General features: G+C 67.0%; 17 protein-coding genes and 1 pseudogene. 5 read left to right on the top strand and 13 right to left on the bottom strand.

Annotated elements, in window-relative coordinates:
- Positions 1 to 60: 60 nt before the first annotated feature.
- The 3 genes from BN4251_RS15195 to wecB all read right to left on the bottom strand — a co-directional run bounded on the left by BN4251_RS15195 (position 61) and on the right by wecB (position 5,573).
- Complete coding sequence (locus tag BN4251_RS15195; protein ID WP_087485872.1) at positions 61 to 2,976, bottom strand: glycosyltransferase; 2,916 nt, start codon at positions 2,974 to 2,976, stop codon at positions 61 to 63.
- Between the two features lie 85 nt (positions 2,977 to 3,061).
- Entirely contained in the window at positions 3,062 to 4,324 is a 1,263-nt protein-coding gene (locus BN4251_RS15200) for a nucleotide sugar dehydrogenase (protein ID WP_087485873.1), read from the bottom strand.
- 43 nt (positions 4,325 to 4,367) lie between these two features.
- A complete protein-coding gene (wecB, locus tag BN4251_RS15205; protein WP_087485874.1) occupies positions 4,368 to 5,573 on the bottom strand; it encodes a non-hydrolyzing UDP-N-acetylglucosamine 2-epimerase in 1,206 nt (401 codons plus the stop codon).
- Between the two features lie 422 nt (positions 5,574 to 5,995).
- Between wecB and BN4251_RS15210 the strand changes: the two genes are divergently transcribed.
- Entirely contained in the window at positions 5,996 to 7,309 is a 1,314-nt protein-coding gene (locus BN4251_RS15210; protein ID WP_087485875.1) for a glycosyltransferase, read from the top strand.
- Between the two features lie 46 nt (positions 7,310 to 7,355).
- Complete coding sequence (locus BN4251_RS15215) at positions 7,356 to 10,205, top strand: heparinase II/III domain-containing protein (protein WP_170931992.1); 2,850 nt, start codon at positions 7,356 to 7,358, stop codon at positions 10,203 to 10,205.
- A 42-nt stretch (positions 10,206 to 10,247) separates the two neighbouring features.
- Here BN4251_RS15215 and BN4251_RS15220 read toward each other — a convergent pair whose 3' ends face one another.
- The 9 genes from BN4251_RS15220 to BN4251_RS18910 form a co-directional block, all read right to left on the bottom strand.
- Complete coding sequence (locus BN4251_RS15220; RefSeq protein WP_087485877.1) at positions 10,248 to 11,291, bottom strand: ABC transporter ATP-binding protein; 1,044 nt, start codon at positions 11,289 to 11,291, stop codon at positions 10,248 to 10,250.
- On the bottom strand, positions 11,272 to 12,156 hold the full coding sequence (locus BN4251_RS15225; RefSeq protein ID WP_170931993.1) for an ABC transporter permease: 885 nt from the start codon (positions 12,154 to 12,156) through the stop codon (positions 11,272 to 11,274). The genes BN4251_RS15220 and BN4251_RS15225 overlap by 20 nt, the downstream gene beginning before the upstream one ends.
- A 1-nt stretch (position 12,157) precedes the next feature.
- Entirely contained in the window at positions 12,158 to 14,017 is a 1,860-nt protein-coding gene (locus tag BN4251_RS15230) for a glycosyltransferase family 4 protein (protein ID WP_170931994.1), read from the bottom strand.
- Positions 14,018 to 14,087: 70 nt separating this feature from the next.
- Entirely contained in the window at positions 14,088 to 14,876 is a 789-nt protein-coding gene (locus tag BN4251_RS15235) for an ABC transporter ATP-binding protein (protein ID WP_087485880.1), read from the bottom strand.
- Entirely contained in the window at positions 14,873 to 15,961 is a 1,089-nt protein-coding gene (locus BN4251_RS15240) for a taurine ABC transporter substrate-binding protein (RefSeq protein WP_212647624.1), read from the bottom strand. The genes BN4251_RS15235 and BN4251_RS15240 overlap by 4 nt, the downstream gene beginning before the upstream one ends.
- Before the next feature lie 5 nt (positions 15,962 to 15,966).
- Positions 15,967 to 16,890, bottom strand: a complete 924-nt coding sequence (locus BN4251_RS15245) for an ABC transporter permease (RefSeq protein ID WP_087485881.1) — start codon at positions 16,888 to 16,890, stop codon at positions 15,967 to 15,969.
- Between the two features lie 183 nt (positions 16,891 to 17,073).
- Positions 17,074 to 18,039, bottom strand: coding sequence for an SGNH/GDSL hydrolase family protein (locus BN4251_RS15250; protein ID WP_170931995.1), 966 nt, complete (start codon positions 18,037 to 18,039; stop codon positions 17,074 to 17,076).
- 181 nt (positions 18,040 to 18,220) lie between these two features.
- Positions 18,221 to 18,664, bottom strand: coding sequence for a sodium:solute symporter family transporter (locus tag BN4251_RS18905; protein ID WP_281255317.1), 444 nt, complete (start codon positions 18,662 to 18,664; stop codon positions 18,221 to 18,223).
- Entirely contained in the window at positions 18,579 to 19,370 is a 792-nt protein-coding gene (locus BN4251_RS18910) for a sodium:solute symporter family transporter (protein WP_281255318.1), read from the bottom strand. The genes BN4251_RS18905 and BN4251_RS18910 overlap by 86 nt, the downstream gene beginning before the upstream one ends.
- 307 nt (positions 19,371 to 19,677) lie before the next feature.
- Between BN4251_RS18910 and BN4251_RS15260 the strand changes: the two genes are divergently transcribed.
- From BN4251_RS15260 to BN4251_RS18915, 3 genes are all read left to right on the top strand, one after another.
- Positions 19,678 to 20,529, top strand: a complete 852-nt coding sequence (locus tag BN4251_RS15260) for an Ltp family lipoprotein (protein ID WP_087485883.1) — start codon at positions 19,678 to 19,680, stop codon at positions 20,527 to 20,529.
- Positions 20,530 to 20,630: 101 nt separating this feature from the next.
- The gene (locus tag BN4251_RS15265) at positions 20,631 to 21,782 is read left to right on the top strand and encodes a TerB family tellurite resistance protein (RefSeq protein WP_212647625.1); all 1,152 of its coding nucleotides are present in this window, start codon (positions 20,631 to 20,633) and stop codon (positions 21,780 to 21,782) included.
- A gap of 54 nt (positions 21,783 to 21,836) precedes the next feature.
- Positions 21,837 to 21,965: a hypothetical protein gene (locus BN4251_RS18915; RefSeq protein ID WP_281255319.1), complete on the top strand. Its 129-nt coding sequence runs from the start codon at positions 21,837 to 21,839 to the stop codon at positions 21,963 to 21,965.
- On the opposite strand, the pseudogene BN4251_RS19020 reads toward BN4251_RS18915, so the two are convergent.
- A pseudogene (locus tag BN4251_RS19020) lies at positions 21,965 to 22,021 on the bottom strand (NAD(+)--rifampin ADP-ribosyltransferase); the annotation flags it as partial. The gene BN4251_RS18915 and the pseudogene BN4251_RS19020 sit on opposite strands and share 1 nt — an antisense overlap.
- Positions 22,022 to 22,140 lie beyond the last annotated feature (119 nt).

The following is a 22,140-nucleotide window of genomic DNA, read 5'->3' on the forward strand; positions in this document are numbered from 1 at the left end:
CAAACGCAGCGAGGGCCAGAATCGTCCTCGTTCCTGGTCGCCGCAGCCGTGAGCCAGGCATCAGCTGGCTCCCCGCTCGTGCAGAGCGTTCTTCCCCTTTACCACGAGCGATGAGAGCCTGCCGGAGAAGGATTCTGCGGAGTACCGCTCCATCACGACCTCACGGGCCCGCTGGCGCTGCGCCTGCAGCTGCTCGGGATCCTGCCAGTACTCGCGGATCTTCTCCCGCACCTGGCCGGGTTCCGCATAGACGGCACCGTCATCGAAGTTCGGGCGCATGTAACGGGGCAGGAACACCACCAGGCCGCTGGCCATCGCCTCGACCGTGGACATCCCGAAGGACTCCGTCAGCGAATCCGAGTGGAAGTACGCCCAGAAATCCAGGCCCTGCAGGAACTCCTCGGGGGCCTGCTCGCCGAACTCGACGACCGTCGCGGCGGCGCGCAGCTCCTCCTGCAGCTCCTTCGGCTGTGACGTCACGCCTCCGAGGATACGCACGTCGAGCTCGTCGTCCCCGCCATACACGGACAGGGTGGTGGAGCGCTTGTCCGGCCACTTCAGCACTGCGTCACGGGAGTGGCGACCGAGCACCGGCACCTCGCCGCGAGGCTCGTCCTGCGCAGCGGGGCGGAACCGCTCGGTATCGATGAAGCCGGGCCAGTCGTAGTCCGCGAGCACGCTCGAGTGCACCATGGTGAGGGCCAGATGCCTGGTCACCTCGCTCTCCGGCGCGATATCGGGGGTGACACCGAAGAGCTTCGCCGCGTTGTCGCGCACCGTCTCCAGATCGAACACCACGCCGGTGCCGCCGGTGAGGATGGGCGGGTTGTTCACCACCACCACCACGTGACCCACCGCGAGCTTGGTGGTGAGCGACTCCGCGAACTGGAGCACCGTGGGATGGCGGACCACCAGGAGGTTCACATCCGCTTGGTCGTTCAGCGACAGCACCTCGACGTTGTCGAGCTGCGCGACGTCCAGAGCGCGCAGCCCGATCGAGTCCTTCGTCGAGTTCATCGGGGAGTCCAGCTGGATCATCCCCACCCGAAGGCCCCGCTGCGCCGCGAACTCGATCTCGTTGGTGGTCAGCGAGGTGGTACCGCCCGGGAAGCGGAAATCGGTGGCGAAGACGACGTCGAAGGTTCCCAGGTGCTTACCCCGCATCCCCGGCTTCATGTTCAGCGGCCGCGGGAAGTCTTCCTGCTGGAGCTTTCCGTCCACCACCTCCGCGGAGTGCAGGGAGCGGAAGTATGCGGACTGGTAGAACAGCCGCGCCGGATCGATGTAGCCGCGGCCGATCTCCCCGGCGGTCAGCGAGGCGCCGTGGGTGCGGGTGAACGAGAGCGGCGCGGTGCCCACGATCTCCACCGGCTGCTCGGTCAGCTTCACCACGCGGTCGCGGAACTCGGCGTCGGCACCGCGGTTGACGGTGTCCCATCCGCCCAGCTGGTCCACGAGCTCCCGGCGGGTCAGGAGAGAGGAGAAGTTCGCCTGGGAGAAGGAGGGGTTGTTGTTGATGCGGGTGAGCTGCAGGTCCTCGGAGGTACGAGCATGGCGGGTCATGTTCGCCGCCTGCTCCGGGTGCTCCAGCAGATGGTTCACCTGGATCTCGAGCTTCTGCGGATGCGACCAGTCATCGTCATCGTGCACGGTGACGAACTCGCCGTCGGCAACGGTGAGGGCGCGGTTCCGAGCCATGTAGGCCCCGAGGTTCTCCGGCTGCAGCAGCAGGGTGACGTCCTCGTACCGGGCGCAGATCTCCTGCAGCCGCTCGCGATGAGCGGGATCCGAGAAGTCATCGACCACGATGATCTCGAGGTTCTTCCAGGTCTGGCCGGCCAGGGAGTCGAGCGTGGTGGTGATGTGCTCGGAACCGTTGAAGGAGGGCACGAGCACGGAGACCTTCGGCCCGTCCACGCTCCGGGCCGGCGCCTCGCAGCGCAGCGAATCCAACAGCGTGGGCCCGAGCGGCTCCCGGAAGGCGACCGGGGCGAGCTCCTCCGCCGCGTAGACGGAGTTGAGCGCTGCCGCCCAGCGATCACGGTTCTCGGCGCTGTCCAGTCCGCGCTTGTGCACGGCGTTGAGCTCCATGAGCTTCGCCTGCATCGGGTCCCGCCGGGACAGCTTGGACTCCCGGAACACGCGGGCGGCCTCGTTGTGCTGCCCCTCGAGGGCGAGCGCCTCGGCGAACACGTAGGCGTCGCTGCGGCCCAGCTTCCCCACCCCGAAGATGTCCTTCACGAGGCGGAACAGCAGCACGGCGTCACCGGAGTCGCTGGGGGTGAGACGCTGGTTCGCGACCACGCGCGCGGTGGCGAGAATCCCCTTCGCCGACCAGCCCTTCACCACCGATCCTGCGCCCGGTGCCTTGCCGGCGCGCAGAGCCCGCACGATCCGGAGCATCTCCCCGTAGTCGAACTGGAGGTTCGTCGCCGAGCGAGCGAACGCATCGCGCATCGCGACACTCTTCGAACGCAGGGCGAAGGTCTCGAAGTGCCCGGGCGCCTTGCCCGCGCGCTCCCCGTACTCGAACTCCGTGCCGATGCCGAAGTACGCGCCGCCGCCGCCCACGGAGTTGCCCGTCGAGGTCTTCTGCATGTCCTTGCGGAGCGACTGCTTCGCGTCCTCCAGCAGTGCCTTGGATCCGGCTTTCACCGCGCCGCTCACGCCTGAGGAGTCGAAGGAATCCGCCAGCTGCGTGACCTTCGCCTTCGTGGCAGCGGTGGCTTTCGAGGTCTTGTCGAGGCTGTGATAGAGGGTGCGGGTGTCCCGCTGCTGGATCTCTCGCGCACGGACAGTGCTGCGGACCGTGTACCCGTGGGACAGCAGGATCAGGCCGAACATTCCGATCACGGCGAGAGCGAGCACGGCGGCTCCCCACTGCGTCGCACCCACAGCGAACAGCACCACGGAGATCGCAGTCAGCGCGACGCCCGCCAGTGCGAGGAGACCGAATTTCGAGAAGAGGAGCTTCACAGGGCGACTTCCGAGTCGAAGGTGCGGGAGGAGTTCATGCCCGGGCTCTGGTCACGTGTCGCGCGAGCCCGGGCGGCGGGGATCGTCAGAGACGGACAGCCGGCTTCGGTGCGACGCCTCGGGTGTCGAGCATGACCTTGGCCGAGCTCGCGAGCTTCTCGAGGTCGTAGGACTCGTGGGCCTGGAGCACCACCACCACGTCCGCACTGGCCACTGCGGCGTCGAGGTCGGCTTCGCGGGTGACGTTGCCGCTCTCCAGGTTCCAGGTCTCGACCATCGGATCGTGGAAGCGGATCACGGCGCCGCGCTCCCGCAGAGCCTCCGCCACCGGCATGGCCGGCGACTCGCGCTGGTCTGCGATGTCTGCCTTGTAGGTGACGCCCAGCAGCAGCACCTCGGAGCCATTTAGCGGCTTGCGATGGTCATTGAGCATCTCTCCCACTCGATCGACCACGTACCGCGGCATGGAGTTGTTGATCTCCTGCGCGAGCTCCACGAACCGGAACGGGTAGCCGAGCTGATTGCGCACCTCGTAGGAGAGGTAGTTCGGGTCGATGGGGATGCAGTGACCTCCCACGCCCGGTCCGGGCGTGAACTTCATGAAGCCGAACGGCTTCGTCGAGGCGCCGCGGATGACCTCCCAGATGTCGATGTTCAGCTCCTTGCAGAACTTCGTCATCTCGTTCACCAGCGCGATGTTCACGTGACGGAACGTGTTCTCGAGCAGCTTGGCGGTCTCCGCCTCGCGCATGCCGTCCATCGGCACGGGCTCATCGATGAACGTTCCGTAGAAGGCCACCGCGGCCTGGGTGGAGGCGTCGTTGATGCCGCCCATGAGCTTGGGCGTGTTCTTGATGCCGTAGTGCTTGGATCCGGGATCCACCCGCTCCGGGGAGTAGGCGAGCTGGAAGTCGGTTCCGGCGGTGAGCCCTGACGCCATCTCGAGGATCGGCTTGACGATGTCATCGGTGGTGCCCGGGTAGGTCGTGGACTCGAGGATCACGGTGGTGCCGGAGGTGAGGTTGTCTCCCACGGAGCGGCTGGCGCCCTTGACCGCGCCGAGATCCGGGCTGCCGCCGTCGCCCAGCGGAGTGGGCACGCAGATGACCACCACGTCCGAGGTGGAGACCGCCGACTGGTCCGTGGTCGCGCGATATCCCAGGTCGAGCATCTCCTGGATATCGGCATCGCTGAGGTCGTCCACGTGGGACTTCCCCGAGTTCAGCGCGTCCACCAGGGATTCCGTGACGTCGAGGCCGTTGACGGCCCATCCGGCGCGCACCGCAGCCTGCGCGAGCGGCAGCCCCACGTAGCCCTGCCCGACGATGGTGACTGTCTTGCTGGTCATCTTCTCAACTCCTTGGTCATGCAGTGGGGGTGAGCATCGCTGCTCATGGGGTCTTGTCGTTCTCAGCGGAGAAGTCCGAGGGTCTCTCTGCGCCGATGAACTTCCATCGGATCGCGCCCACAGCGCGCTCTGCGGCGTTCCCGTCTCCGTACGGGTTCACTGCGTTCGCCATGCCGTTGTAGGCCTCCTGCGAGTCCAGCAGCAGGGAGACCTCGTCGACCAGCCGCTGGCGATGCGTGCCGATCAGCTTCACCGTCCCGGCGATCACCGCTTCCGGTCGTTCGGTGTTCTCCCGCATCACCAGCACCGGCTTGCCGAGGCTGGGGGCCTCTTCCTGCACTCCCCCGGAGTCGGTGAGGACCACGTCCGCCAACGTGATCGCCTTGGTGAACTGAGCGTACGGAAGCGGCTCGAGGAGCACCACGTTCTCGCGCCCCTCGAGGAAGGGCACCACCGAGCTGCGCACCTTCGGGTTCATGTGCAGGGGAAAGACGATCAGGAGCTGGGGGTACTTCTCGGCGAGGTCGGCCACGGCCTGCCCGATCGAGGACATCGCCTCGCCGAGGTTCTCGCGGCGATGCGCGGTGACGAGCAACACGGGCTGCTCGGACCCTTCGGCCTTCTCGCGCCGCAGCCTCTCGAGCCGGGGGTCCTGGAACTCCACCTCGAGGTTCTCCGCGGCGAAGAACAGGGTGTCGATCACCGTGTTGCCGGTGACCACGATGTCCTTCTCCCTGATGGCCTCGCGCAGCAGGTTGTCGCGACTCGTGGGCGTCGGGGCCAGGTGGAGTGCAGCGACCTGCCCGGTGAGGCGCCGATTGGCCTCCTCGGGGAACGGTGAGTCGATGTTGCCCGAGCGGAGCCCGGCCTCGAGGTGGATCACGGGAATGTGACGGTTGAAGGCGGCAATCGCAGCCCCCATGACGGTGGTGGTGTCGCCCTGGACGATCACCGCATCGGGCTCCTCCGCGGCGAGCACTTCGTCCACCCCTGCGATCACCCGTGCCGCGATCTGATTCAGGCCCTGACCACTCGCCATGATGTTCAGGTCGTGATCAGGAAGGATGGCGAACATGTCGTTGACCTGATCGAGCATCTCGCGATGCTGGCCGGTCACCACGACGATGTTCTCGAGCCCCTCGGCGCGCTCGATCTCCTTGATGATCGGGGCGACCTTGATCGCCTCCGGTCGAGTGCCGTAGATCGTCATGATCCGCCGGTTGCGCGCCGAAGCCTCCGTGCTCGCCATCACGCGAGAGCCACCATGGCGGATGCGTCGGTCGAGGCGCCATGGGGGACGGGATTCAGGATGCTCACAAGTTTGAGACTACCCAACCCTGAAGGCGAGGTTGTGCATCGTTCACTAATTGTCACTAGGACGTCATTCATGCTGTGTCCCACGACTCGCTACTGAAGGGTCACCCCTCGTCGTTCCCGAGCCGGCCGGCTCCGCGAGTCCTCCAGCGCAGCATCCCGGGCTCATGCGCCGCCCACCCCACCGTAAGATGACACAGCCCCCTCGCCGTCCTGGAGGTCTCCGTGCCCGTTCCGCTCTCCCAGCGTGTGTCGTCCCTTCGCGCGGCCCTCTGGCACTTCCGCCAGGGCGGATTGCCGCAGCTTCGCCTGTGGTGGAGTCGGCAGGACTCCACCCGGTCCCTGCCGAAGGAGACGGTGGTCCGCAACGCGGAGCTGGCTCGGAACGGCTTCCCGCTGCCCGAGATGGCGGCGGAGCCCGCCTATGAGCCCCGTCGTGACCACGTCCTCTACCTGCTCCACAACTCGCTCCCCCATCACTCCGGCGGATACGCCACACGCACCCACGGCCTGCTCACCGAGCTGAACCGCAGCGGGTGGGACGTGGACGGCGTGACCCGCCTCGGCTACCCCTACGACATGCCGGGCATGGCCGATGCTCCTGATCTCCCGGCACATGAGCGGATCGGCGAGGTCGACTACCACCACCTCCTCGCGGGACGGGACATCGAGAAGAAGAATCCGATGTTCGACTACACCGAGCGCTACGCCGACCAGCTTCTCCCGCTGGCCCATGCCGAGCGCCCCGCAATCATCCATGCCGCCTCGAACCACTGGAACGGCCTGACGGCGGTGAAGACCGCCCGCCGCCTCGGCATCCCCTCCGTCTACGAGGTCCGCGGCCTCTGGGAGGTCACCCGCGGATCCCGCGATCCCGAGTGGGCCCGCAGCGACCAGTACACATACATCGCGCGGATGGAGGCCGACGCAGCGCGCGGAGCCACGCACGTCCTCGCGATCACCGAGGCACTGAAGGACGAACTCGTGGCGCGCGGTGTGGACAGCGACAAGATCACGCTCGTCCCCAACGGCGTGGACACAGAACGCTTCACCCCGATCCCTCGCAACGAGGAGCTCGCCGAGTCCCTCGGAGTCGCCGGCAAGACCGTCATCGGCTATGTGGGGACCATCGTCGACTACGAGGGGCTGGATCTTCTGCTCGACGCCGCGAAGCAGCTCGCTCGCTCACGAGCGGACTTCCACGTGCTCATCATCGGCGACGGGGCGCAGCTGGAAGCTCTTCGAGCCACCGCCGAGGCCGAGGGCCTCACCGACGTCATCACGTTCACCGGGCGCGTGCCCCATGAGGAGGTCGAACGCTACTACTCGATCATCGACATCACGCCGTTCCCCCGCCTGCCGCTTCCCGTGTGCGAGATGGTCTCACCTCTCAAGCCGTTCGAGGCGATGGCGATGGGCAAGGCGGTGGTCGCCTCCGATGTCGCGGCCCTCGCCGAGATCGTCAGCCCGGGGCTCAACGGGCTCCTTCACACCAAGGGCAGCGCCGACTCCCTCGTCGAGCAGCTCGAGCGCCTGCTGGATGATCCGGCGTTCACCCGCCAGCTCGGCCTCAGCTCCCGGAGCTGGGTGGTCGAGCACCGCGACTGGCGCACCCTGTCCCAGCGGATCGCGAGCATCTACTCCACTCTCACCGCGTCCCCGCAGGCGTGAGCCACGGCCCCTGGCCGATCCGCACATCGAAAGGTCTGCACACCAGATGAGCCTCGACTTCGCTGCTGCCGAACGGCAGTCCCTCGGCGGTTCCTACCGCGAAGGTGCCGTGCGGCAGCTCCTCTCCGGGGTCCTGAGCATGTCCCCGCATCCCGAGTGGCAGCTGCCTGCTGCGATCGACTGGGCTGCGGATCCTTTCCGTGACGTCAACTGGCGCAGCCAGTTCCACATGCTGCGATGGCTGGATCCCGTGCGCAGAGCGGGTGCGGACGGTGACAAGGACGCCCTGGCGATGTGGATCCGCTACGCCCGCGACTGGGTGTCGAGCAATCCGCGCCATGCCCCCGCGCACGAGTGGGTCTGGAGCGACATGGTGGACGGCATCCGCGCCATCAACCTCTGCCTCGCCGCACCGCTCCTTCGGGATCACAGCCCCGAGGACCTCGGATGGCTCGAAGAGACCATCCGCGACCACGCGGACCACCTCGCTGACCCGAGCAATCTCGGCCATGCGAACCATGCCCTGCATCAGCACGAAGCGCTGTTCGTCTGCGGTCGCGTCCTCGGAGAGACCGAGTACTGGGAGCTCGCGGTGCGACGGTTCGATGCGCTGCTGGAGGAGGCGTACGACGAGCAGGGGGTGAACGCGGAGGGCGCCATCGCCTACCACTACAACAACTACCTCTGGTACGAGCGGGTGCTCAAGCGGTTCGACGCCGAGGGGCTCCCCCGCCCTGCCGCCGCCACTCGGCACGCCCTCGCTCCCGAGCAGATCGCACATGCCACGCGCCCGGACGGGACGTTCACGCCCATCGGCGATACCGACGGCGGGTCACCGAGAGGCGTCCGCTCCCCCTACACGGACTACGTCAGCTCCGGCGGCTCGGATGGCGAAGCTCCCGCGGATCTGCTGAAGATCTACGACCGCGGCTATCTCTTCGCCCGCAGCGGCTGGGGCGAGATGGAGAAGAACCTCGACGAGGAGACGTTCTTCTCCGTGAGCTTCGGGGCCTCCGACAGGGTGCACGGGCATCCCGACGGCGGTTCATTGACCATCAGCTCGGACACGGTGAACTGGGTGGTGGACCCCGGCAAGTACCAGTACGGCGGAGGCGTGGAGCGCAAATACATGCTCGACCGCGCCTCGCACAGCCTGGTCTCGATCGACGGCCTGCGGCCATCGAAGGGGGCGACGGTCGAGCTGACCCGCCGCACCATCACCCAGCGCGCCTACGACTTCCTGTTCAGCGACGACAGCTTCGCCGGGATCGATCTGACTCGTCGCGTCATCTACTCGCGCAGCGGCGACTATCTCGTGGTGATCGACCATGTGCGCTCCCCCGAGCAGGTCACCGCGCACCAACGATGGCAGCTTGGCGAAGGCGTCGATGCGCAGATCACCAGGAACCGGGTCGCGCTCCGGTCGGGGCAGCACCGGGCGCTTCTCGCCTTCGCGGGCACGGCGTCCGCTCTCGACCAGGTCACGGGCAGCGCCAAGCCCTTCGACGGCTGGGTGGCGACCGGGTGGAAGAAGAAGGTGCCGGCCACTGCGGTCACCGCGTCCAAGTCGGGGACGAGCTTCCGTTTCATCACCGTGTTCGCCACAGGGGACGGCACGGACCCCACGGTCTCCTCGATGCCTGTCGAGGGAGCTGTGTTCAGTCTCGAGGTGGCCACCGGCCGGGTGACCGAGCAGATGATCGTGCACCCCGATCATGTGGTCTTCCCGGGGGAGGTGGAGGAGGACACGGAGACCTCGCAGCCTGCGGTGCCGGAGCTGCCGCTCGCGCCTCGTCCGGAGAAGGGGGCACGCCCCGACCATCTCGACCCCGCGACGCGCCAGGAGATCTTCGGCCTCATCGCCGAGGCACGACGCGCCGCGTATGGCGCGACCGACGCGGAACGCCGCCAGTCCGCCGGTGTGCTGGGCGAGGCGGCTCGTGCCCACGGGCTGACCCAGGACGTCGACCTCGGTGTGCTCGCCGCGATGACAGATCTGCGCCAGGTGGTCCGCGGCAGGATCGACCCGGCGAAGATCCAGCCGCAGCGCACGTCGTTGCTGAACTGGGCCCGGGACTCTCGCTGGAGGCCCACCCACTATCCGCTGCCGGTGCAGAACCACGGGACGGAGTTCTCTCTGCCCTCCCGCCCCCGCGCTGCAGCGATCCATACCGTCGACGTCGGCCCGCTGGTGCTGCCGATCGCACTCCAGCCGGAGCAGGGAGACGTCCTCACGGTGCTCTTCCAGGGCGCCGTGGACCGCGCCAAGATGCGCCTGCCCATCTTCCTGCGCTGGCGCTACCAGATCGAACTCGGCCTCGGCCCGACCCTCGCGCTGGCCGATCCGACTCTGGACCTCTCCGGTGCGATGCGGCTCGGCTGGTACCTGGGTACCGAGCACGATGACCTGACCCCCCACCTGGCGACCGTGATCCGCCGCGCGGCCGATGCGCTGGGGGTGCGCCATATCGTGCTGGCGGGCAGCTCGGGCGGCGGCTTCGCAGCCCTCCAGGTCGCCTCCTTCCTGCCCGAGGCAGTGGTCGTCGCGATGAGCCCGCAGACCGACCTGCGTCAGTACTCGCGCAGGCTGGTGCATTCGGCGGTGGAGCCCGCGCTCGGCATCGCGGACATCTCCCGCTCGTCCTTCGACCCGAAGCGTCTCAGCGTTCTCGAGCGATATGCCACTGCCGGGACGTTCCCGCGCGTCGAGCTCGTGTCCAATCCCGAGGACAAGGTCCACGTCAAGCGGCACGAGGGACCGCTGCGCGCAGCGTTCCAGGCCGCCGGGCACGGGGAGCGGTTCAGCACCACCGAGATCGATCTCGGTCCAGGTCACCGTTCGCTGGGCAACGACGCGTACGGAGATCTCCTGCGCACTCTCTACTCCCAGCTCTGACCAGGCCGGGCCCGTCCCGCACCGCCGCCGTGTGGCGACGCGTCAGCGCTCGTCGTCCGAGGGCAGGATCGCTCCCGGGAAGGGCTGGGCCTTCATCTCACGTTCGAAGATCTGGGCGAAGGGGTCCGGCTCGAGCTCGGGGACGCCGTCCGACGGCGCCTTCTCCTTGTAGCTCGGCAGGGTCAGATGCGCGGCCTTGCGCTGCGCCGCACCTTCGGTGATGCACTCTCGCAAGTGCTGGAAGGCTTCCTCGTCGCGCTCCTTCGCCAGGAAGTAGGCGAAGGTGCGGTACTTGCTGGATACCTCCTTGGTGTCGCCATCCATGACGATGCGCCCCTTCTCCATCCAGATCACGCGAGAGCAGACGTTCTCGATCGTGCGGGGAGCATGGTTCACCATGAACACGGTGCCGGCCTTCTCCAGCAGGTCGTCCATCTTCTTCGCCGATCGTTCGGCGAACGCGGCGTCTCCCGTGGACAGCGCCTCGTCGATCATGAGGATCTTCGGATCGGCCATCACGGAGATCGCGAACTTCAGCCGGGAAGCCATTCCCGAGGAGTACGTGCGCATCGGAAGATCGATTGCCTCGCCGAGAGCGGAGAGCTCGACGGCCGCGTCGAACTGCTCCTCAGCCTGCTCGGGAGACATCCCCAGCGCCAGGAACCCCATCTTGATGTTCTCGGCCCCGGTGAGATCTCCGATCAGCGCGGCGCTCACTCCGAGCAGCTGCGGCCGTGCGCTCGTCATGACCACGCCGGAGGTGGGCGGTTCGACGCCGGCGAGCATGCGCAGGAGGGTCGACTTCCCGGAGCCGTTCCGACCGATGATGCCGATGAACTCCCCTTCCCGTGCCGTGAGGTCAGCACCCCGCACAGCGGAGACGGAGACCATGTGGCGGCGGCGGGCCAGCTTGCCCAGCAGGCCCTTCCGCGGAGTGCGATCGGTGCGGGGGACCTTGTAGCGCATGCGCACGCTGTGCGCGACCACGGTGAGTGGGGAGTGCTCCGGCGGCACCCAGAGGTTGCTCGAGATGCCGGCTTCCTGCTCCCCTGGCTGCGTCCAGGTCTCAGCGGAGTTCTCGGCCATAGCTCTCCTCCCCTCGCCAGAAGAAGATGAAGCCTCCGAGCGGCAGCAGCACCGCCCAGGCTCCGAGGATCAGCCAGGACTTCATGTCCGGCACGGCGCCGTCGATGAGCACAGTGCGGGACATGTCGATGACCCGAAACAGCGGGTTGAGCATCACGATCTCGCGGATGGTCGGGTCGCTGACGAAGCGTTCGATGGGGAACATGACGCCGGATCCGTAGCGGAGCATGCGGCTGATGATGGACATCAGGTTCGTCATGTCCGGGAAGTGGAATCCGATGCGAGCGGTGATGAAGGTGATGCCGAGGTTGACCAGCAGGTGCATCAGGAAGATCGGGATCAGCAGAGGCCAGGTGACCTGAGGCAGGGCATGCGGGGGCACGAGCATGATCGCCACGCACATCGCCGCCGTGGTGATGACCGCGGTGAGACCGCTTTGGAGCACGTTCGAGATGGGGATCGCGGCGCGCGGGAACGAGAAGGCTCGGAGCATCGACTTCGCGCCGCGCATCGTGTTCGCGCCGGAGGAGAAGGCGCTGCTGGTCGCCTGGAACATCAGGATCCCGATGACGAGGAAGGCCGGGAAGTTCTCGATACCGCGATCCACCTCGAGCAGCACCGCGAAGATGAGGTAGTAGAACGCGGCATCCATCATCGGGCGGATCACCAGCCAGAGGTTCCCGAGGATGTTGCGGGTGTTCTGGGTGGCGGCACGGCGGCGGGAGTCGTACCAGATGAAGTGCCGGCGATCCCACAGTTGGCGCAGGTACTCCGGCAGAGGCGGCATGCCCCCGAAGGGGAAAAGACCGCTCGGATCCTGCCCTCGAGCCTCGAGCGCGCGCGCGACCTCGGAGTAGCTCTTCACCTCATTCGCCACGTCGGGTCCCCTCGGCCGTTTTCTCCACGAGGGCACGATACGCGACCTCGTAGCGCTTCATCATGGCTGGCCACGTGCGATCCATCGCTGCCGCTCTGCCGCGGGTGCCCAGATCGGCTCTCCGGGCATCGTCGTCCAGCAGATCGTGGATCGCCGTCGCCAGCTCTCGCGGTGACTCCGGGGGCACGAGGACTCCGAGATTCTCTCCGCCCGCGCCGATGAGCGTCTCGCGGAGCGCGGGAAGGTCGCTCGCCACCACGGGCCGTCCCAGAGCCATCGCCTCCGCCGGCTTCTGCGGCGTCACCGTGCGCGTGACCTCGAAGTCCTTCCGCGGCACCGCCACGAGGTCGAGCGCCTGCACCCAGGTTCGAGCCTGTGAGCGGGGCACCCGTCCCGGCATCACCAGCCGGTCGCTCAGGCCGAGCCCGGCGGCGAGCTCGGCGAGATGAGGCGCGGTGACGCCGTCGCCGACGATCACCACGTACAGGCGTTCCTTGAGCTGATCCGGGACGCTGTGATCCGCGAGGATGTGGGCAATCGCTCGCAGCAGGACGTCGTGTCCCTCGTAGTCGACGAGGGCGCTCACCGAGCCAACCGCCAGCGCGTCGCCGGGAAGCTGCAGCTCGAGCCTCGCACGTGCCTCGGCGGGATCGAGTCGCTCCTCCAGCAGCGAGGCATCGACCCCGTTCGGCACCAGGGACATCCGCTCCGCCGGCACGCCTCGATCGTTCAGCGTCTCGGCCATCGTCCGGGACAGGGTCACCACTGCACCTGCCTCGCGCGCGAGTCCGCTCTCCTGCTCGACGATCCGCCGCACCTTCTCCGAGTCCGCCGCGACCTGCCGGAGCTCCTCGATGCGGTGACTCGCGATCCACGTCTGCTCCATCAACCCGCGGACCTCGAACAGCCACGGGATCCCGGTCGCCTCGCTAACGGCTTGGGCGACCAGGGCATTCCTGTAGTCCGTCGTGGCATGCAGGACATGGGGGCGGAACTCGTTCACGAGCTCGAGTGCTTCCTCGACCTCCTGCCGGAGGCGCCCCTCGGGCGTGCTCGCCAGTTTCGCGGGCAGAGCTCGGCGGTAGTGGATCCCGTCGACCACATCCTCGTCGGCGCACCAGGGCTTGCCGATCATCACCGGGTACCCGGTGCGGGTGAGGGCGAGGGAGTCGATCCCGTGATCCCGCAGCCCTCGAAGGATGTTGTGCGTGCGCAGCGCATATCCGGACTGGGTGTGAGGCAGGGAGTTCGTGATCAGATGCAGCACCCGCAGGCGCTCACCTCGTGCAGCACGCGTGCGGTGAACGGCGTTCCGCGGCGCCTCGACTCTGTGGCCGGCCGTCAACAGATGCAGTTCGCTGCGCAGTCGGCGCGCCTGGGGAGACGTCCCTCGACCCGCGGAGTCGAGGATCGCCACCGCACCGCTGAGATCGCCCATCGCCCAGGCGGCGCGCGCTCGGGTCGAGGGCGATGATTCCTCCGTGACCAGGTCGGGCCGGCCAAGAAGAATGGCGACCTCGCCCTTCAGTGCGGTGGAGCTGCCAGGTTCCTCGACGATCTCGCTCGCCCGGTCGATGTCTCCCGCCATGAACGCTCCCAGCGAGGAGATTCCAGCTCCGCGAGGGACGAGTGCTCCGAGCAGAGTGAGGGTCCGACCCGCTCCCACCCGGGCGGCGAGCGGCATCCTGCGGCTGATCTGGACGGCGAAGAGGGCAGGATCGTCGATCAGATGCTGCACGGCGGAAGCACCCAGCGTGCGGGCGTTCCGGAGGGTGCGCGGCCCACTCTGCCGTGCCCTGGCCACCATCGACGTCATCCGCCGAGAGGCGTGCACGGGAAGGGAGTTCACGACGATGAGACTACCGGCCTCGGCCGCCGCTTCGTCTCGGACCCCTCTCCCGCCTGTGGTCGAGCCGTCCTCAGTGCTCGATCGCTCCGGCGATCTTCTCCCTCAGCTCGATGAACTCCGGGGTCCGGCGCATCTCCTCGCCGAGCATCCGCCCCGCCTGCGCGGAGAGCATCACCGGCTGGTCGAGCACCACGCGGCCCGGTCGCGCGCTCATCACCAGCACGCGGTCCCCCAGGAACACCGCTTCGTCGACGTCGTGGGTGATGAAGAAGACCGTGCGCTGTTCGGCGCGCTGGATCGCGAGCAGATCTGCCTGCAGCTTCGCCCTGGTGATCGCGTCGAGAGCGCCGAAGGGCTCGTCCATGAGGATCACGTCAGTCTCGTTGGCGAGCACGCGGGCGATCTGTGCGCGCTGCTGCATCCCTCCGGACAGCTCGTAGGGCTTGGCGTCACCGAAGTCGCTGAGCCCCACCAGGTCGAGGTACCGCTGCGCCTTCTCCGCGCGTTCCTTCTTGCCCACCTTGCGCATGCGCATCCCCAACGCCACGTTGTCGCGCACGGAGTACCAGGGGTAGAGGTTGGGCTGCTGGAACACGACCCCGCGCTCGGCGCCGGGCTTCGTGATCGTCGTCCCGCGGTATCGCGCGGTGCCGCCCGTCGGGGTCAGGAAGCCCGCGATGATCTTCAGCAGCGTCGTCTTCCCACAGCCGGAGGGGCCGACCACGCTGACGAACTGCCCCTGGGGGATCCTCAGGTCGGTCTCGGCGAGCGCATGGACCACATCGCCTGCGTCGGTGACGAAGCGCTGGGAGACGTCCTCCAGGGTGACCACCGGCTCGTGAGCTGCTGCGTCGTTCATCGGGCCACCTCCTCGATCGCCTCGCCGTAGGGCATCTCGGCGTAGGTGCCCTCCTCGGCGAGGGCATCGATCTCGCCCTGTTCCTCGAGGAACTCTGCGGTGCCCAGGAGCGCCCCCGAGAGTCCCTCCCCGCCGAAGTAGTCCGGGCCCTCCTGCTCCTCGAGCGTGGGATAGATGTATCCCGCCAGGAGCTTCTCCGCCTCCTCCTGCGAGATGCCGAGCTGCACGGCGATGGAGGTGGCTGCGGCGTCCGGTTCCTCGTTCAGCAGCCGGGTGCCCTCGGCCTGGACGATCGTCCACATCCGCATGAACTCCGGGTTCTCCTCGACGAAGGTCTCCGTCCCGGCGATCAGGTCATAGGTGGGAGCACCGAGTCCGGCGCTGTCCTCGCTGGAGAGGATGGTGTGACCTTCGTTCGTAAGGAGTTCGGAGAGGGTCGGCTCCCAGACCCAGGCGGCGTCGATCTCGTCCCGCTGCCAGGCGGCGAGGATCGCGTCGGTGGCGAGGTTGATGACCCGAACATCTCCGAGCAGCCCGCCCTCGCCCAGCGCGGTGAGCAGGGAGTAGTGCGCCGTGGAGCCGAATGGCACGGCGATCGTCTTGCCGGAGAGGTCGGCAAGCTCCTCGACCTCCGGGTCCTTGACCACGAGGGATTCGGCGTCCCCGATCACGTCGCTGATCCAGAGCACCTTGATGTCCTTGGACAGCGGCGGGGAGGCGGACTTCACCGCCGGGCTCGAGCCGACCTGGGAGATGTCCAGGGAGTCGGAGCCGAAGGCCTGGATGACGTCGCCGCCGGAGTTCATCTTGAGCCAGGAGATGTCCGCTTCGGGCATGCAGGCCTCCAGGAGCTCGAGGTCCTTGACCACGAGGTCGCCGTTCGGGATGGCCTGCCAGGCGATGCGTGCCGAGGTGGTGATGCTGGGGTCCGGCTCGACAGGGCAGCCGATCTCGCCCGCGAAGTTGTCCGGGTGGCTGGTGCGGCCGGACTGGACGCAGCCGCTCAGCGCCAGGGTCAGGCCGAGCGCCGCGGCGGCGACGCGCATGGCGGTGTTGCGCGCCAAGGGGTGAAAGGGGGCATTCACGTTGTTCAGACCTTTCCGTGCCAGGGCACCAGGCGGCCGCCGATCCACCGGATGACGCCGTCGAGGGTGACTGCGACGATGCCGATCACGATGATGCAGGCGATGGTGAGTGCGGTGTTGAGCTGGGTGCCGGAGATGTAGGCGAGTCCGCCGATCCCCGGGATGCCGTTGTTGAGCTCGGCGGCGACGACGGTGGTCCAGGCGAAGCCGACAGCGAGGCGAACACCGGAGATGATCGACGCCGTCGCAGCGGGGAGCACGACGAAGCGCGCCACCTGCGTGGTGCCTGCTCCCATGCTCCGCGCCGCTGAGAGGTAGTCCTCCCGCACACCGCGCACTCCGTCGATGGTCGCGATGACGATGGGCGGGAACGCGGCGAGGAAGAGCAGCAGGTACTTCGAGGTGTCCCCGATCCCCACCCACACGATGATCAGGCCGATGTACCCCAGCGGCGGGAGCGCGCGCAGGAAGTTCAGATATGGCGCCAGTGCGGTGTTCGCCGGCTCCCACAGGCTCATCAGGAATCCGAGGAGGATGCCGGCGAGCGCGGCGAGGGAGACGCCCACCCCGATGCGCTGGAGCGAAGCGATCAGGTGCTCCCAGAGGTAGTAGTTCTGGACTCCGCAGACCGTGCGGCCGGAGGCCTCGTCCACCACGAGGCAGCGGTTCGCGTCGACAAACGCTCCCAGCACGGCCTGCGGGCTGGGCAGGTAGAGCGGGTCGATCAGCTTCAACGCGGTGATCAGCCACCACAGGAGGATCAGGCCGAGAAGCGTCCCGCCCTGGAGCGTGAGGTTCCGCCGTGAGCGACGGGAGCGGCCACGCCGTGCCGCGGCCTTCACATGCTCCGATTTCTCCGTCTCCAAAGAGGTGCCGGCGTCTCCCGGTGTTGGCTGTGCCGCAGCAGTCGCGCGTGCTTCATCGTTCATGGATCGCTTTCCGCTCCCTCGCCCCTCGCCGAGTTGCTGGGGAGACAGTACCTTCCACGCGTCACGCGCACTTCACGCGATCACGGCAGCTCCATGGAGCTTCGCGAGGGGCACGAGCGGCCCTGCCTCTCTGGGGCCGACCACTCGCCCCGCTGGGTGGACGGCCGCCGGCACGGTGATCGCCTATCGGGGGTGAGGGCACAGCCTCCTGCGTCCCTGCCTGCAGCGCCGAGAAGCAACCGCATGCATCACCGACGGCGGGACCGCTGCCGCGAGCCGCGCATGCCCCCGAGGGTTCACGTGGGTGCCGTCATGATCCACGGCCGGGTCGAGGGTTCCATCGGGCAGAGACACCGCAGCAGCGAGATCTATGACTCCTGCGAAGAGTCCGGATTCCTGCAGCCATTCGTTATAGGCGATGCGCGTCTGCTCATTGGGCGGGCGTTTTCGTCGCGGCGTGATCGTCGTACCGAAGATGGGGGCGTCTGTCCGTACGCGGATCCCCCCGATGGTGGTCTCCACCCTGTGCTGCAAGACAGCGAGGCTCACTCTCTCGGCCCAATCATTCGACCCCATGGCGTACAGCACTGCGTCCACCGGCACGGCCTCGTCGCCGTAGAGGCTCCACTTCCGATTGGAGACCGAGGACCACGCCAGTGCCTTGTCGCCCGAATGCGCGACGAACATCGGCACGACTCCGTGTTCACGCGCCCACAGCCCGAACCAGGAATCGATGAGCGGCCGCTCCGCCCCGACTCCCGCCGCAGTGGATGAGCCGAAGACAGCGACCACAGGTGTCGATGTCGGCACTTCGACCTCGAACCAGGAGAACAACGGGGGAAACGGGTCGCGTACACCGTCGGTCCACCCGGTGCCCAGGCATCTCACGACGTCTCGGCCTTCCCATCGGTACTGCAGGACGATCTCTGCTCCCCTGAATGATGCGGGCACATCAGTCCATCCGGAGTCATAGGCAGTCGCTCCAGCCGGAAGCTCCACCCAGCCCGTGCCCCTGCCGTCCCCGGTGTGCCGCCCGATCTTCACCTCGATCAATGCCACGGCCCGCTGGTCTGCGAAGACATACCTCGGATTCCAGTTGCGGATCGTGAGCCGTACCCGTTGAGCGGCGGGAGGCAGGTACTGGATCACGGAGGTTCTGCCTGATCCCGATGTGCGACGCCCACCGAATCCGGTGGTCACAGCGAGCGGGGCAGTTTTCGTCGAGGGCGCTGAGGGAGTGAAGAACCTGCGCTTCCACAGATGCAACATGATTCAAGCATCTCAGGGAAAATATTCTGTGACCAGGACGAACGGCCCCAACTCGAGTACGTTACTGATTCGTTGCCCGTCGCTGGTCAACTCGGGTTCGACGGCGAGTTCCCCTCATAATGACGAAGAAGAACGCGTTGACCGCGACGGCGATCACGAAAGCGATGTTGGCGTCGGTCGCGCGGGCGCGCTTGTTCACGATCCCGAACAGGAACGCGCCGAGCAGCCCGCCGTAGGTAATGCCGGCGACGTCGAAGGCGAGCACCACGATGTTGCCCTCGTCGGAGCGGAAGATCGCGGCGGGGGCGATGAACGCGAGTCCCCAGCCGATCGTGGCCCAGCGCCCGATCCGCAGGCCCTGCGCATCGCTCATCGGGGCGCGGCTCAGCTTGGCGACCACGTCGGTGACGGTGGAAGAGCTAAGGGCGGACAGCGAGGAGGACAGGGTGGACATCGCGGCGGCGAGGATGCCGGCCAGCAGCCGCCCGGACAGGCCCGTGGGCATCGCCTCGACGATGAACAGGGGGAAGATCTCGTCGTCGCGGGTCAGGCCCAGCTCCGCCGGGGCGGTGGCGCCTACCAGCCCACAGTGCGAGCCCCACCAGCAGGGAGACCCCGAACTGCACGGTGACCATCACGCCGGAGACGATGATCGCCTTCTGCGCCTCGGCCTTGGAGCGGCAGGCCAGCAGGCGCTGGACCACGAGCTGGTCCGAGCCGTGGGAGGCCATCGCGAACACGGCGCCGCCCAGCAGGGAGACGAGGAAGGAATCGTCGGCGCTGAGGGGATTGCCGGACCACGCGAACATCTGGGTCTTGCCGGCGTCGGCCGCGGCGCCGAGCCAGTCAATGCCGATGCTCGAGGCGACGATGAGGATCGCGATGATGCCGCCGGCGACGTAGAGGAGCATCTGGACCACGTCCACCCACACCACGGCGGTGATTCCGCCGATGAAGCTGTACAGGATGGTGACCACGGAGAGGATCACGGTGATCGCGAAGGAGGAGAGGTCCACGCCGAGGCCGTCGAGGATGACCTTCAACGGGATCGCGGCGGCGATCACGCGAATGCCGTCGGCCATCAGGCGGGTGACCGGGAACCTGATTCCGGCGGTGGTCTGGGCGCTCGAGCCGAAACGTTTGCCCAGGCACGCGTGGGCGGTGACCATCTCGCTGTCGTAGTGGCGCGGCAGCATGAAGAAGGCGACCAAGACACGGCCCGGGATGTAGCCGAGGCCGAGCTGGAGGCAGGGGAACGGGGGTGTGGCGTCGGGGCGTCGCCCCTCCCCTGCCGCCCGCAGGACGTAGGTCCCCAGACTTTCCTGGCCGCAGTGGAAAAAGGACAGGTGTCGCCATCGCCACACGGCGTTCCATCTTCGTCTGTCCCATCGGTAGATGAAGATGGGATCACTCGGCGCTCCTCTCTTGGACAGGCGCTCCGACGCCGAAGGACTGCAGTGCGGCACACCGGTTCGATCTGACGCCGGCGCCACCCCTTCGGCTGTTTCCCCCTACCCCATGGGGCGTCGTCGTGCGCCCGAGAACCGAGACAGGAGTGCTCATGTCCACCACGGACCCGCAGGGGCAGTACCAGCCCCAGAACGACCCCGCAGCCCACCAGCCCCCGGCGGTGCTGCTCCCGGGCAGTCCGCCCCGGCCGCGCCCAAGAAGGGTGGCAAGGGCAAGTTCATCGCCCTGGGCTGCGGCCTTCTCGCGCTGCTGGCGATCCTGGTCTTCGGCGGCTGCACGGTGTTGATGGTCAGCAGCAGCGATAGCTCCGATGACGCGGCCCCCGCGCAGTCGGTCACCGAGGAGGAGGCTCCCGCCGAGGAGGCCGCTGCGGACGAGGCCGTCGAGGAGGATGTCGTCGAGGACGAGGCGCCGGCCGAGGAGGCCGAGGAAGAGGCTCCCGCGAAGGATGTGCCGGCTGAGTTCACCTCTGCGCTGACCTCTGCCGAGACGTACTCGGATCTGATGAACATGTCGAAGCAGGCGATCTTCGATCAGCTCACCTCGGAGTTCGATCAGTTCTCGGAGGAGGCCGCGCAGTACGCGATCGACAACATCGATGCGGACTGGAACGAGAACGCGCTGAAGTCCGCCGAGACCTACTCAGACACCCTGCACATGTCGAAGCAGGGCATCTTCGATCAGCTCACCTCCGAGTACGGCGGCCAATTCACCGAGGACGAGGCGCAGTACGCGATCGACAACGTCGACGCTGACTGGAAGGAGAACGCCCTGGAGTCCGCGAAGGTCTACCAGGAGGAGATGGCGATGTCTCCTGACGCGATCCACGACCAGCTGACCTCCGAGTACGGCGGTCAGTTCACCCAGGAAGAGGCCGACTACGCGATCGAGAACCTCTGAGGTTCCTTCCTTCTGCGCGAGGGGCTTGCAGCTATCCTTTCAGAGCGAGCCCCTCGCACGAACTCCCCATCACCCCGCACCAGCCCACTCAAGGACTCAGGATGTCGGATACCAGGCGAGAAGATCAGGCCAGCGAACAGGATCTTCTGGATGAGCCCGTCGGTCTCGGCGGTGCTGCCGATGACGCAGAGCGGGAGGCCGTCGAACGGGAACATGCGAAGCTCCGAGAGTTCGTGGACACGCTGTCCATGGCGGATATCCGTTCAGGCAACTGGTTCGAGAAGCTGTGCGCCTACGCGCTGCAGAGCTACACCGAGAAGGTCGATTGGCAGTATTTCCAGACGAAGTACCCGGGATTGCCAGCTGACAACATCGTCGATCAGCGCATCCGGCTCGCCGCCCGCTACGCATCGCTCGAAGGCGTGATCTCTGCCGGCGCGTACACCGGCGCTGTCGCTGCCACCATCGGCTCCGCCGGTGGTGCGTCCCCGGTCGCAGTTCCTGCAGGGGTAGCCTCGGTGATGGTGGACATCGCCTACCTCACCCGTCTCCAGATGCACCTCGCGTACGACATCGCTGTCCTGTACCGCGTCCCGTTGGATCTGGCGGATCCCGAGGATCTGTGGAAGTTGATCCGAGTGGCGTTCGGGATCAAGGTGAGCGAAGCCGTCGGCGGCGGTGCGATGAGGATAGTTCCGCTCATGGTTCGCCCCATGGTCAAGCGTTTTATCTCCGGCCCGAACCTCGCCGCTGTCCGGGCTCTGCCTGTTGTCGGGCGGCACCTGCTCCAGCGCAACATCATCAAGATCGGGATTCCGCTCGTCGGCATCCCTCTCGCTGCTAGCATCAATTTTTACTCGACGAAGGTGATCGGCACTCATGCACGAACGATCTTTCGCAATGAAGCGAGGATCATCGAGATCGCTGACAAGCTGTGTGCCCGCAGCCGGAACCCTCATCTGCTGCTGTGGGTGGCTTTGACCGTCATCCGTGCTGACGGGAAGACGTCTGAGGACGAGACCGTGCTCCTGCAGCATTTGGTGCAGAAGCTCGAGGCACATCACAACCTCGTCGATGAGGAGTTCTCTCAAGTCATCGATCTGGAACCCTCTGCCGTGTGGGCCAAGGTCCGATCTGTCTCCGGCGACAAGAGCGACCTCGTCGAAGTCGCTGAACTCGTTGCCGCAGTGGACGGTGCCGTAAACAAGCATGAGCTCCGCGTGCTTCAGGAACTTCGCGTCTCTATCCGCTGAAGTTCTCGCAGAGGTTGCCCTTCCGGAATCGACTGTCGATCTGCGGACCGGTCGATGATCTCCTCAGTCCCGTCGGCCCGCAGCCTCGCGCGCCCTTCCCGCATCGCCCGCACGCTCGCCCCGCTGTGGCGGGGCCAGTCCTCCAGCTCCCGCATCACGCGCACCGGCGCGAGGGGGCGGTAGGAGCAGGTGGGGTTGCCGAAGAACCGTTCCTCGGTGATGTTCGGGTCGTCCTCGATCTACCCCGGGCGCGCACCGCCCTGGGGCCGTGCAGGTCGTTGCCCGCCTGAGACACCTCGAAGGGGACGGGTTCGGTATCAGGTGCTCGCGTCCCTCGCCGCGGTGACGGCCACGCCAC

It is taken from the genome of Brachybacterium massiliense, from assembly GCF_900184245.1.
Classification (GTDB): Bacteria; Actinomycetota; Actinomycetes; order Actinomycetales; family Dermabacteraceae; genus Brachybacterium; species Brachybacterium massiliense.

What these genes read in the sequence shown, in the direction of transcription:
- BN4251_RS15200 (WP_087485873.1), bottom strand. Translation starts at nt 4,324, where the DNA reads ATGACCAGCAAGACAGTCACCATCGTCGGGCAGGGCTACGTGGGGCTG.
- wecB (WP_087485874.1), bottom strand. Translation starts at nt 5,573, where the DNA reads ATGGCGAGCACGGAGGCTTCGGCGCGCAACCGGCGGATCATGACGATC.
- BN4251_RS15215 (WP_170931992.1), top strand. Translation starts at nt 7,356, where the DNA reads ATGAGCCTCGACTTCGCTGCTGCCGAACGGCAGTCCCTCGGCGGTTCC.
- BN4251_RS15220 (WP_087485877.1), bottom strand. Translation starts at nt 11,291, where the DNA reads ATGGCCGAGAACTCCGCTGAGACCTGGACGCAGCCAGGGGAGCAGGAA.
- BN4251_RS15235 (WP_087485880.1), bottom strand. Translation starts at nt 14,876, where the DNA reads ATGAACGACGCAGCAGCTCACGAGCCGGTGGTCACCCTGGAGGACGTC.
- BN4251_RS15245 (WP_087485881.1), bottom strand. Translation starts at nt 16,890, where the DNA reads ATGAACGATGAAGCACGCGCGACTGCTGCGGCACAGCCAACACCGGGA.
- BN4251_RS18905 (WP_281255317.1), bottom strand. Translation starts at nt 18,664, where the DNA reads ATGCCCACGGGCCTGTCCGGGCGGCTGCTGGCCGGCATCCTCGCCGCC.
- BN4251_RS15260 (WP_087485883.1), top strand. Translation starts at nt 19,678, where the DNA reads ATGGGGCGTCGTCGTGCGCCCGAGAACCGAGACAGGAGTGCTCATGTC.
- BN4251_RS15265 (WP_212647625.1), top strand. Translation starts at nt 20,631, where the DNA reads ATGTCGGATACCAGGCGAGAAGATCAGGCCAGCGAACAGGATCTTCTG.
- BN4251_RS18915 (WP_281255319.1), top strand. Translation starts at nt 21,837, where the DNA reads ATGATCTCCTCAGTCCCGTCGGCCCGCAGCCTCGCGCGCCCTTCCCGC.